The 12891-nt window shown below is 36.7% G+C and carries 10 protein-coding genes; all 10 read right to left on the bottom strand.

The window, feature by feature from the left end; translation table 11 throughout:
- Positions 1-168 precede the first annotated feature (168 nt).
- The 10 genes from murD to mraZ all read right to left on the bottom strand — a co-directional run bounded on the left by murD (position 169) and on the right by mraZ (position 12805).
- Positions 169-1521 (bottom strand): UDP-N-acetylmuramoyl-L-alanine--D-glutamate ligase, encoded by a 1353-nt coding sequence (gene murD, locus HHU08_RS09540; protein ID WP_016201009.1) that lies wholly within the window; start codon positions 1519-1521, stop codon positions 169-171.
- Positions 1521-2495 carry a phospho-N-acetylmuramoyl-pentapeptide-transferase gene (mraY, locus tag HHU08_RS09535; protein ID WP_016201008.1) on the bottom strand — a complete coding sequence of 325 codons (975 nt, stop codon included), beginning with the start codon at positions 2493-2495 and terminating at the stop codon, positions 1521-1523. Before mraY ends, murD begins: the two co-directional genes overlap by 1 nt.
- A gap of 1 nt (position 2496) precedes the next feature.
- Positions 2497-2937 (bottom strand): hypothetical protein, encoded by a 441-nt coding sequence (locus HHU08_RS09530; RefSeq protein ID WP_016201007.1) that lies wholly within the window; start codon positions 2935-2937, stop codon positions 2497-2499.
- On the bottom strand, positions 2921-4402 hold the full coding sequence (locus HHU08_RS09525) for a UDP-N-acetylmuramoyl-L-alanyl-D-glutamate--2,6-diaminopimelate ligase (RefSeq protein WP_169189648.1): 1482 nt from the start codon (positions 4400-4402) through the stop codon (positions 2921-2923). Before HHU08_RS09525 ends, HHU08_RS09530 begins: the two co-directional genes overlap by 17 nt.
- 904 nt (positions 4403-5306) lie before the next feature.
- A complete protein-coding gene (locus HHU08_RS09520; protein WP_016201005.1) occupies positions 5307-7217 on the bottom strand; it encodes a stage V sporulation protein D in 1911 nt (636 codons plus the stop codon).
- Between the two features lie 614 nt (positions 7218-7831).
- A complete protein-coding gene (locus tag HHU08_RS09515) occupies positions 7832-8737 on the bottom strand; it encodes a nuclease-related domain-containing protein (RefSeq protein ID WP_169188343.1) in 906 nt (301 codons plus the stop codon).
- 125 nt (positions 8738-8862) lie between these two features.
- Positions 8863-10989 carry a penicillin-binding protein gene (locus HHU08_RS09510; protein ID WP_169188342.1) on the bottom strand — a complete coding sequence of 709 codons (2127 nt, stop codon included), beginning with the start codon at positions 10987-10989 and terminating at the stop codon, positions 8863-8865.
- 3 nt (positions 10990-10992) lie between these two features.
- On the bottom strand, positions 10993-11352 hold the full coding sequence (gene ftsL / locus HHU08_RS09505) for a cell division protein FtsL (RefSeq protein ID WP_016201001.1): 360 nt from the start codon (positions 11350-11352) through the stop codon (positions 10993-10995).
- 24 nt (positions 11353-11376) lie between these two features.
- Entirely contained in the window at positions 11377-12309 is a 933-nt protein-coding gene (gene rsmH / locus HHU08_RS09500) for a 16S rRNA (cytosine(1402)-N(4))-methyltransferase RsmH (RefSeq protein WP_016201000.1), read from the bottom strand.
- A gap of 64 nt (positions 12310-12373) precedes the next feature.
- Positions 12374-12805, bottom strand: a complete 432-nt coding sequence (mraZ, locus tag HHU08_RS09495; RefSeq protein WP_016200999.1) for a division/cell wall cluster transcriptional repressor MraZ — start codon at positions 12803-12805, stop codon at positions 12374-12376.
- Positions 12806-12891: the final 86 nt, after the last annotated feature.

Here is a 12891-nt window from a genome sequence, read left to right as displayed (position 1 = left end):
ATTCCCAAATAGGGATGATAACGGACCTGTTTGCTTTTCTCTATTCACCTTGTTATCATTTACAGAGCTTACTTTAAAGTAAGAAAGTTTTTATAGTGCTACTCTTTTGTTATCTGTTCATACAGATCAGAGTTTATTTTCTTTCAACGCCTACTTACAGACAAGCCCTTATTTAAGCATATGCACCGCATTGATAAAAATGTCTCCTCTGACCTCAAAAGTTTTATATTGATCCCAACTTGCACATGCTGGGGAAAGGAGAATTACCTCTCCACTTTCTGATAAGTCATAGGCTACAGGCACTGCTTTGTCCACATTATCGACGCGTTTAATGGTTTTTATTCCTGCAAGTCTCCCTGCCTTCTCCACTTTTTCTGCAGTTTGTCCAAATGTAATCATTGCTTTTACATTTTTTAGTGATGGAATGAGTTCATCAAATTCATTTCCTCGATCCAATCCACCTGCTAGTAAAATGACTGGTTCATTAAAGGCAGCAAGGGCATTTTGTGTAGCTAATATATTCGTTGCTTTAGAGTCATTATAAAATTTTCGTCCATTTACTTCTTTGATAAATTGCAGACGATGTTTAACCCCTTTAAAGTTACTTAAAACTTTAAAAATACTTTCATTAGATGCTCCTGTTAGTTTTGCAGCTGCAACAGAAGAAAGAATATTTTCTAAATTTAATGCACTTAAATAGGTTATATCTGAGAGTTTCATTACTTCTTCATCATTAAAATAGATGACATTATCTTTCACATATGCACCAAACTCAAGTTCGCGTTTCGCAGAAAAAGGGATAATGGTCGCTTTACTGCTCTTCGCGATATTCATTACAACCTCTTGCTCTACATTCACAATTAGATAGTCATTTTCGTCTTGGTTCTTCGCAATATTTCCTTTTGCTTTTGCATATTCTTCTCGTGTTCCGTGATAATCCAAATGTGCTTCATAAATGTTTGTAATGATTGCAATATGTGGTTTAAACTTTTCAATCCCCATTAATTGAAAAGATGATAATTCGATGACGATATTATTATCCTTCTTTGCCACTTGAGCCACGTTTGAAGCAACTGTACCAATATTCCCCGCAATAAGGGGCTTTTTCTTATCTGCTTCTAACATATCGAACAATAAAGTTGTCGTTGTCGTTTTTCCATTTGAACCAGTGATCGCAAGGAATGGTGCTTCTGAAACACGGTATGCAAGCTCCACTTCAGTAATTACGGGAATCCCACGCTCAATGGCCCCTTTAATCATTGGATTAAAGTAAGGAATCCCCGGATTTTTTACAATCAACTGAAATCCTTCCTCCAACAATTCAATCGGATGACTTCCACAAATCACTGTGATTCCTTGCTCTAATAAACCTTGTGCCTCAGGATTTTCGTCCAATGGCTTACTATCATTCACTGTTACAAAGGCACCTAAATTATGTAGTAATTGAGCTGCACTTACTCCACTTTTAGCAAGACCTAATACAAGTATTTTTTTATGATGATAATCATTAATTTGCTTCATTATAACCACACCTCAATATAAATTCCTAAAGCGGCGAATAATAATCCAACCGTCCAAAATGTAGCAACTACTCTCCATTCAGACCATCCAACCAATTCATAATGATGATGCAATGGACTCATACGGAAGATTCTTCTTCCAGTTGATTTAAATGAGATAACTTGGAGAATAACAGAAAGTGTTTCGATAACAAATACTCCACCAATTAATATCAATAGAATTTCTGTCTTTGTTAAAATAGCAATTGCAGCAATCGCGCCTCCAAGTGCAAGAGAACCTGTATCTCCCATAAATACTTTTGCTGGATGTGCATTAAATACTAAGAATCCTAATACTGCTCCAACAATTGCCACAGAGAAAATACTAATTTCAAATTGTGACTGACTCCATGCAAGCACAGCAAATGCTCCAAATGCAACAGCAGATGTTCCAGAAACTAAACCATCCAATCCATCTGTTAAATTAACCGCATTAGAGAATCCAACTAGCCAAAAAATAATAAATAACGCATAAAACCATCCTAATTCCAATGGCTTTTCAACAAAAGGAATCGAGATTGCGGTTGAAAATTCATTTTCTCGTAAAACAAAATAGAAAATGAGGGAAATAATAATCTGTCCTAATAGCTTTTGTCTAGATGTTAATCCTAGGTTACGCTTCATAACTACTTTTATAAAGTCATCTAAAAACCCTAATAATCCAAAACCAAGTAAAACTAAAAGAAGTAAATATGTCTTAATCGTTGGCTCTGAAAATTTATTAATCATTACTAATGTCGTTACGACAATAGAAAAAATGATCATTAAGCCACCCATCGTTGGTGTTCCCGTTTTTTTCTGATGGGATTTCGGTCCTTCTTCCCTAATGCTTTGTCCGAATTTCAATCTTCTCAAGAAGGGAATAAAAAAGGGAGAAATTAATACTGTTATTAAAAAGCCTAAAAGAATCGTAAAAAAGATAACTTTCTCCTGCATTTTAGTTCCCTCCTTTCGCTTGATTGCTTGTTTTTAATACATGCTCTCTAATTACCGGTATATCATATGATTCCATATTGGAATTCAGACTGTTTTCTTGCAAAAAAATAAAATTTATTGTGTTTTCTTGTTCTTGTAATTGTTCATCATAAATTTCGATCATTTTTAATATGCCTTCCTTTAAATCTTTTGTATAAAAAATAGGAAAATGATTAGGTGTATATGAAGGGAGTTCCACTCCTTCTTCCCATATTGCTCCTATTGCTCCATTTGCTATAGCAGTACTCAAATCACCAGAATGGTCTTTATATAATGGTATAAACAATCCTTTTGGCTGCTTGGAATCTGCTATAAATGACACGGTTTGAAAAAGCAAATCTTCTTTTACAAAACCTTTTGCTTCGGGTATCGCCTGAAGGATTAATTTATAGGACAGTGTCATTTTTTCTCTCCTCTATCGCTTCTTTTGCCACTAAACGATCATCAAAATCTAACACTTCAGAACCAATAATTTGATACGTTTCATGGCCTTTCCCTGCAATTAATATAACATCGCCTGGTTTCGCTTGATTTATGGCAAAGCGAATAGCCTCTTTTCGATCAGCAATAATCGTATAATTCTGTTCTCCCGTAACTCCTGCTTCCATATCTTTTAATATAGCAAGCGGATCTTCACTTCGAGGATTATCGGAAGTTAGGATAGCATAAGAAGCTTCCTGACAAGCAATTTTCGCCATTAAAGGACGTTTCGTCTTGTCTCTATCTCCTCCACAGCCAGCAATGACATAAACATTTTTCTTCGCAAATTCTTTCACCGTCTGTAACGCGTTTTGTAAACTATCAGGTGTATGGGAATAATCTACAATCACCGAGAAGTTTTGTTCTGCATTTACTGTTTCAAATCTACCCGCAACTCCTTCTACCTTTTCTAACGCCTTAATTGTTACCTCTAATGGAATATTGCTTGCAATCGCAGCACCAATGCTTGCTAACGAATTATACACATTGAATTTACCAACCATTTTTAGCTGTACTTGGTGTGTTCCAAACGGCGAATGCAGATCAAAGGATGTACCGGCTGCAGTGATTCTTATATTTTTCGCCATTATATCAGCATCCGTATCAATTCCATATGTAAGAATATGAGCAGCAGTAATGGTTTCATACTCTTTAGCTGTTGCATCATCTTTGTTTAAGATTGCAAACTTTGGCTTTTCTGATGTGAAAGCATTTCCTAATCTTGTAAACAATAGCCCTTTTGCTTTTTTATATTCCTCCATCGTACCATGATAATCTAAATGGTCCTGACTTAAATTTGTGAATACAGCTATATCATAATCGCAGCCAAATACTCTTCCTTCTACAAGGGCATGGGAAGACACTTCCATAACAGCTGTGTCGACCTTCTGTTCCACCATTTGATGGAAGAGCTTCTGAAGTGTCACTGCCTCTGGAGTAGTATTTTTTGTTTCCTGAATTTCCTCACCGATTTTCGTATACATCGTACCGATGATTCCTGTTTTTTGATCTGCTTCTTTTAAAATAGCATCTATTAAATGACTAGTAGTTGTTTTTCCATTTGTTCCAGTTATGCCAATAAGCTGAAGCTTTTGTGTTGGCTTTTGATAAAAGACATCTGCCAGGATACTACCAGCCCTCTTTGTATCTTTCACAACTATAACCGGAATAGGTAAAGGTAATTTTCTTTCAGCAATGACAGCCACCGCTCCAGACTCATATGCTTTTTGGGCAAAATCATGGCCATCGACTGTATATCCTTTTATACAAATAAAAAGACTGCCATTTATTACTTTGCGATTATCATTCTCTATTGATTTTATTTCCACATCGTCTCCATCATAAGGGACGTATGGGTGTAAATTCTCAATAAGTTTTTTTAATTGCATCGCTTTCTGATTCCTCTTTTCTCTAGCTCTATATGTAATCTGAATCACTTATAAAGTGAAACTTCCATCAGTGGGGTTTTCCTTCCTCCCCCACTGATGGTTAGTTGAACCAATCGGACCTTTACGGACAGTTGCTCTCACACCTAGCTTCCTCGTATTCTCAGAAGCTTAAGGGGGGGGTCTTACTGGCCGTTAAGAGTGGGATAAAGTGAAACTTCCATCAGTGGGGGTCCTTCATCTCCCACTGATGGTTAGTTGAACCAATCGGACCTTTACGGACAGTTGATCTCCCACCTAGCTTCCTCGTATTCTCAGAAGCTTAAGGGGGAGTCTTACTGGCCGTTAAGAGTGGGATAAAGTGAAACTTCCATCAGTGGGGGTCCTTCATCTCCCACTGATGGTTAGTTGAACCAATCGGACCTTTACGGACAGTTGATCTCCCACCTAGCTTCCTCGTATTCTCAGAAGCTTAAGGGGGAGTCTTACTGGCCGTTAAGAGTGGGATAAAGTGAAACTTCCATCAGTGGGGGTCCTTCATCTCCCACTGATGGTTAGTTGAACCAATCGGACCTTTACGGACAGTTGATCTCCCACCTAGCTTCCTCGTATTCTCAGAAGCTTAAGGGGGAGTCTTACTGGCCGTTAAGAGTGGGATAAATATTAATTATATACTAAATAATGACTCAACCATATAGATTATACAATTTTCTTAGCGTATTTTATTTTACATGATTAAAAAAAATTTATCTATGTTGTACCTTATTGTTGGAGAATTTATATTAGAAGAATAATTTAAAATGGAGGATATTTTTATGTATTTTTCTGTCCTTTTTGATATTTAAGGCAGTTTTTTTATCCTATAGGACAAAATGCGGCACGTAGAAATCGGCCGCATTTTATCTAATTAATTAAATTGAACCAATATTGTGGAGCCATCCTTTACTTTTGTTCCTGGTTCAGGGGATTGCTTGATAACGGTATCTCCACTTCCACTTGATTCTATTTTAAGATTAATAAACATTTCACTAATGTCTTTTTTCGTATGACCTACAAGATCAGGCACTTCTATTAATGGATTTTCTGGATATTTATATACTTTATCAATTTGGTCTTTACGCGGTTCAACACCTAACGCTCTTAAGCTATCTCCCATAATAGCCCCAACGATTGGTGCAGCAACAGCACTACCAAATTGTATGGTTCCTTTTGGATTATCTACTGCCACATAGACGACTAGTTCTGGGTCATCGGCAGGTGCAAACCCAATAAAAGAAAGAATATAGTTATTCTCTAAATATCTTCCACCCGATGCTTTTTGGGCTGTTCCTGTTTTTCCACCAACCCGATACCCTTCCACAAAGGCTTTACCTCCGGATCCTTTTGCAACAACATTTTCTAATGCCCTTCTCACTTCTTTGGATGTTTCTTCAGAAACAACCTTTCTTTTTGCAACAGGCTTCTTCTCCATGACTACTTCACCAGTGGCTGGATCAATTAATTCTTTCGCCACATAAGGAGTATATAGCGTTCCTCCATTAATTGCTGCCGAGAGCGCTGTTACTTGTTGAATTGGCGTTACTGCAACCCCTTGACCAAACGCAGTAGTTGCTTGCTCTACTGGTCCTACTCTGTCCATGTTAAACAATATCCCTTTTGACTCCCCCTGTAAATCGATGCCTGTTTTCTGTCCAAACCCAAAATCACGAATATATTGAAAAAGCTTATCTTTTCCTAGACGTTCCCCTAACTCCACAAAACCTGGGTTACAAGAGTTTTGAACAACTTCCAAGAATGTTTGCGAACCATGTCCGCCTCTCTTCCAACATTTCAACTTAGCTCCGCCTACTTCGGCGTAGCCCTTATCATAAAAAGTGTCCTTGTCTAAATCTACTTTTCCTTCTTCGAGAGCTGCTGCCAAAGTGATGATTTTAAAAGTAGAACCTGGTTCGTATGAACTCCAAATTGGTAAATTTCGATTATAAACTTTTGAATCAACATTTTGAAAATCTGAAGGATCAAATCCTGGACGACTAGACATCGCCAAAACTTCACCAGTCTTTGGATTCATCGCCAATGCTATAATTGATTCAGGTTCATACGTTTGTTCTGCAATATCCAATTCTCTCTCTACAATCGTTTGAATTTTTGTATCAATCGTCAGTACTAAATCATTTCCATTTACTGGAGCTTCATAAGCATCAGCCATATCATTCATTCTTTGACCTTTCGCATCAGAATAATATTGAACAGACCCTTTTTTCCCTTTTAACTCATCATCATATTCTAGTTCTAAGCCAATTAACCCTTGATTATCAATGCCTGCAAACCCTAAAACATGGGATAAATAATTTCCGAAAGGATAGGATCTCTTGGAATCTTCTCCAATATAGACACCATCTATATCAAGCGCACGAACTTTTTTTGCTTTTTCATGCGTAATTTTCCTTCCTTCTTTTAAGCGAACGCTCATCTCCTTTTGAATAATCTGCTTATAAACAGATTCTTTATCTGCTTCTAATACTTTTGCAAGCTTTTCTGCCGTATCTGCTGGATCTTTAAGCTGTCGTGGTACTATATAAACTGTTGGTGCACTAACATTTGTTGCCAGCGCTATTCCATTACGATCCAAAATCTCTCCACGTTGTGGCTCAAAAGCAATTTGCCGACTCCATAAATTTTTCGCTTTAGTTGTAAGCTCGTCCCCCAGAAAAAATTGAACATACGCTAATCTTGCATCAATAATAAAGAAAATAATTATCCCAGCAACCAGCGCTATCAATAATCGTTTCCGGACGGTTACGTTTGAAACCCGCATACAGATGGAACCCCCTTTATACTAGCTCAATTGAAATATATGCTTGTACGAAAAGGAATAGAACGTTTAGTATTTGTTCCTTTTCGGGGAGGGATTGAGGGGGTTTTTTACTGATGAAAGTGGGTTTCTTTTCTTTTTCTGATTATTTTGTTGGTCATTTTCTTGGTGATCGCTACTTTTGCTGCTTCTTTTGTTTATTTTAGTGTTCATTCCCTTGATGAAAACCACTTTTCCCGCTTCTTCTCTTTATTTTGGCGTTCATCCCCTTGATGAAAACCACTTTTGCTCATTCCTCTGTTTATTTTGGCGTTCATTCCCTTGATGAAAACCACTTTTGCTCATTCCCCTGTTTATTTTGGCGTTCATTCCCTTAATGAAAACCACTTTTGCTCATTCCTCTGTTTATTTTGGCGTTCATTCCCTTGATGAAAACCACTTTTGCTCATTCCCCTGTTTATTTTGGCGTTCATTCCCTTAATGAACGCCTCTTTCCCTTACCTTTCAATTAATTTCGCGATTCTCCCTCCAATGACCACTGTTTTTTCTTTTTACTAAGTTTACTTTCAGCTTTTATCCAATAAAACAAATAAATTGCTAGACCCCACCACTATCTTTCACTCATAGTACGCCCATTGATGTACACCAATAAGCCTATAATGCTTATCTAATATTCTCTTAATTCTTCGCATTTCTCCCGAGATCAGACACCAGTCATAAATTTCTTTTGTCGTTATCTTTCTTTCTGGAAAAAGCAGCTTAAACTCTTCAACACTTCGTAAAACAGCTTTATCCAAGCTTTCTGTATATCCACATGCATCACATTTGATCATTGAACGTTCTGCTGAAATGATCAGTGAGTTACATTTATCACAAAGGATTCCTTTCTTAAGCTCATCATAGGTATAGCTTGAAATTCTTCGATAAGATGATTCATTCATATGAAGAGCTATCAACTTTTCAGCTAAGGTCGTATGCTGTTTTTTCACTTGTGTTCTGTTCATTTCTAATGATTTAACATAACGATTTAATTGAGTAGGATAAATGATAGGCAAATGAAGTGGAGCTTGATATAAGGTGAATTTTTGGTTTACAAAAACAACATGAGGGACAATTGGAATGGAATAACCAAGTTGATGAATTAATTGTCTTAATAAGGAATCGGTTCGTTTTAATTGAGTAATAGGATTATTGATTTCTACTTTATTGTTTTTCTTATAGAATCGATCATTTTCATAATAAAAATCACCTTCATAGTTCTTAATTTCATAGAGATGGAGTGCTTCTCCTTCTATCAATAAGGAGTCGATTTGAAATGTCGTTTGGTTTGATTGCAGTAATAAATCATTTAATATAATACTATTTTGAGCTAAATTCCTTAAATAATCATCAAACCGCCTCTCTCCTTCCCAACCTTTTTTATGATTGTAGTCTCTCAGCTTCATTTCATCTGATAATTCCATCCGGCTATTTAATGATTTTAACAAAGCTAATTCTGGTGGTTTCTTTCTTTTTTTATACAACTTTCACCCCTCCTATTAATTTTAAAGAGTTACAAATTCAACTCTTATTTCTAGTATACAATACCTTGTCCATCTCCAACAAAAAAGCTCCACCACATCTCAAAAATGTAGTAGAGCTTACCCTCTTACTCCGGCTCTTTTAACTTAACCGTTAATTTATCATTTTCTTTAACCTTTGACCCAGCTTTAATGCTTTGAGAAGATACATATCCACTTCCGGAGATTTCAAGCTTTAATTTATTTAAATCTGCTACTTTTAACACATCACGTAATGACCAGCCCTTCATATTAGGAACTGTTTCTTTACCATTTGTCTTTAAAATAACTTTTTCTCCTTTTAGATAAGTCTCACCTTTGACTGGAAGTTGTTCTTCCACTGTTTTACCGTCTCCGATAATAATCGCATTTAACCCCTTATCTGCTAGAATTTTCTTCGCTTCTTCTGCAGTCATTCCACTTAAATTCGGAATTGCAATTGGTTTCGAAGCTTCTCCTTCAGTTGGAACAATATCCATATATTGAAGACTGCTCTTCATAACAGAAGTGAAAATTTCCGCAACAGGTTCAGAACCTACCTCTGTTTCCTTCAGTTCTGGCTGCTGTACAGCAACATACATGATTAACTCAGGATCATCTTTTGGGGCCATTCCTAAAAATGAAAAAATATAATTATCACTGCCTGTTAAATAGCCGCCGCCACTTTTAGGAATTTGCGCTGTTCCTGTTTTACCAGCAACCGGATAGCCATCAATATTAAATTTTTTATAACCTGTCCCTTTTTTGCTTGTAATAACTGTCTCAAGAATATCGCGAACCTCTTTGGCTGTTTCAGCTGAAATCGGTGTCCCGGCAACTTGAGTCTCGCCTTTTTTTATTACTTCTCCGGTATTCGAATCTTTAATTTGCTCGATTACGTACGGCTTCACCATTTTCCCATCGTTCGCCACTGCTGTCGCTGCTTGGATTTGTTGAATTGGTGTTAATGCTGTACCTTGACCAAAAGCTGTCGTAATTTTTTCGATTGGCCAGTTAAACACAATAGAGCTATTCGCTTCTCTTGGAAGGTCAATCCCTGTTGTTTGATCAAGACCAAATTTCGTTAAGTATTCTCTAAATGTATCAAAGCCTATTTTTTCTTTGGCTAGTTTTGCAAAGGCTACATTGGAAGATCGTTGAACACCTTCCAAATAGGAAATAGATCCCCAACCTACACCACCGTTATGATCGCCTATTCCTTCATATCGACCCGACTTATATTCTTCATTTGGGTTAAATACCCCTTCTTCAACAGCTGCCGCTAAGGTAAATATTTTCATCGTAGATCCTGGTTCATAATTGGTTTCGATCGCTTCATTATGCCAAGAGTCGGTAATTCCTTCTCTTGTTTCAGGATCAAACGATGGTCTTTGACTCATCGCTAAAATTTCTCCTGTTTTTGGATTAGCTACGATTGCAATCATTTTCGCAGGATTATATTCATCATTCACTTCATTCATGGTATCCTCTAAAAAGGATTGAATTTTTTTATCGAGCGTTAAATAAACATCATTACCATTTTTTGCAGGCACAATTTTATCCTTACTGTTTGGTAAAATATAACCCCAAATATCCTTGCTATACTGCATGCTACCATTTGTTCCTGTTAGCATTTTGTTTAAACTTTCTTCGATGCCAAGTCTACCCGTTTCTTTGCCATCTGATTCTTCTAAATATCCAATTACATGGGAAGCAAAAATACCATTCGGATAAAATCTCTTTTTGCCTTCAACGATCTGAATGCCAGGGAGCTTCAAATCTTCAATTTTCTTTTTGGTTTCATAGGAAAGGTCCTTACCTGCCTTTCCAAATTCCACTTGTTTAGCTCCCTCTTTTGTTAAAATTCTATAAATCTCTGACTCTGTTAAATCGATATATTTTGCTAGTTCTCTAGATGTTGTTTCCGGATCTTTGACATGAACGGGGTTGTTCTTGTCATGCTCACTTAACTTTTCATCTGTTACTGCAACAAGTTTATAGGAAACTGCATCCTCTGCAATTACTTCTCCATTACGGTCCAATATACTACCTCTAGATGCCTCTAATATACGAGAAGTATTATGTTTTTTTTCTGCTTGTGCAGCAAGTTCTACACCAGACACTTCTCCTGTTGCCTGAATATAGACAAACCGAATAACTAAAACAAAAAAGAGCAGACAAAAGAGAACAAAGAGGATGGCTGCTCCAAAATTAATATTAGGCTGTTTTCGAATCATTGCTTAATGCACAACCTTTACACTGTCTTTACTAAAATCTAAACCTAATTTACCTGCTACTTCACGTAAACGCTCAAAGCTACTTAAATTCTTAACCTGTGTATCTAATTCCTTATTTGACTTTTCAATAGAATTGACAGCATTTTGTGTGACTTGAATTTCTTTGTTGACTTGATAAATCTCTGCTTGGTTGCTCACGATTTTCACACCGCCAAAACAAATAATGGCAACAAAGGCGATTCCGATAATCTTCTCACCAGGAGATAATAATGATTTAGTCTGTTTAATAACCTTTTTAACCGACTGTTTTTCTTCTTGATGTTGATAATGATCCTGTTGAATTTTTCTCGCTAAATTGCTCATTTAATTACCTCCTGCACCCTTTTGTTATTGTTTTTCAGCAACACGTAATTTTGCTGATCTTGCTCTGTTATTAAATTCTAATTCTTCTTCTGATGGAACAATTGGCTTTCTTGTTACTAATTTCAATTCCGGCTTAAACTCATCTGGAATGACTGGAAGTCCTGGCGGTAATGGCGGCAGTTCACTCGCTTTTTTAAATGCCGACTTACAGATTCTGTCCTCAAGGGAATGAAACGTGATAACACTAATTCTTCCGCCTGTATTTAATAACTTGATCGCTTGCTCTAATGAAGATTCAAATACTCCTAATTCATCATTGACTGCAATTCGTATCGCTTGAAACACTCTTTTAGCAGGGTGGCCACCTTTTCTTCTTGCAGGGGCTGGAATGGCCTCTTTAATTAATTCAACCAACTCTCCTGTTGTTTCGATCGGATGAGTTTCTCTTGCTGCCTCAATTTTTCTTGCTATTTGTTTGGAGAATTTTTCTTCCCCATAACGAAAGAAAATTTTAACTAATGATTCATATGACCAAGAATTTACAACATCATATGCAGTCACATCTGCTTCATTATCCATGCGCATATCTAATGGCGCATCATGGTGATAACTAAATCCACGCTCAGGGGTATCCAATTGCGGGGAAGAAACACCTAAATCATAAAGAATCCCATCTACATGAGTAATACCTAAGTGATGAATTTCTTCTTCTAAATAGCGGAAATTACTTTTGACAATGGTCAATCTGTCCTTATATGGTGCTAATTTCTCTTGGGCATTTTTTATTGCTATTTCATCTTGATCGAACGCTATTAATCTTCCACTACCTGATAATCTGGAAAGAATTAATTCGCTATGCCCTGCTCCGCCTAATGTACAATCCACATAAATTCCATCTGGCTTAATATCAAGGGCATCGACCGCTTCATTTAGTAAAACTGTTGTATGATTAAACATGAATCCACACCTGTCTATAAATTTTTCTTGTAGGTAGTATTTATTATGTACATAATGAAAAAAATTAAATATCGAATCCAATCATATTCTCTGCAATTTCTGCAAAAGAATCCTCTGATTCTGAAAAATAATTTTCCCACTCTTGTTTATCCCAAATTTCAATACGATTTGAAACACCTAGAATAACACATTCTTTCTCAAGCTGTGCATATTGAAATAAGGGGGAGGCAATATTTATGCGACCTTGTTTATCTATTTCGCATTCTGTTGCTCCGGAGAAGAAAAAACGGGTAAATGCTCGAGCATCCTTTTTAGTTAAAGGCAATTGCTTAAGCTTGTCTTCAATTATCTCCCATTCCGTTAGTGGGTAACCGAAAAGACATCGATCGAGGCCACGGGTTAGAATAAAGGTTTCACCTAAGTTCTCTCTAAACTTAGCAGGCACAATGATACGTCCTTTTGCATCGACATTATGATGATATTCCCCCATAAACATACCCTTGTCCCCCACTTTCTAACCTCAATGTACCACATTCCCCCACTTTCCTCCACTATTAAATTTAATTCTAGCTATTTTGTTTA

Origin of the sequence: Niallia alba (genome assembly GCF_012933555.1) — a bacterium.
GTDB lineage: Bacteria > Bacillota > Bacilli > Bacillales > Cytobacillaceae > Niallia > Niallia alba.
The sequence above is the reverse complement of the archived record's forward strand: the minus strand, read 5'-3'. Positions and strand labels throughout refer to the sequence as shown.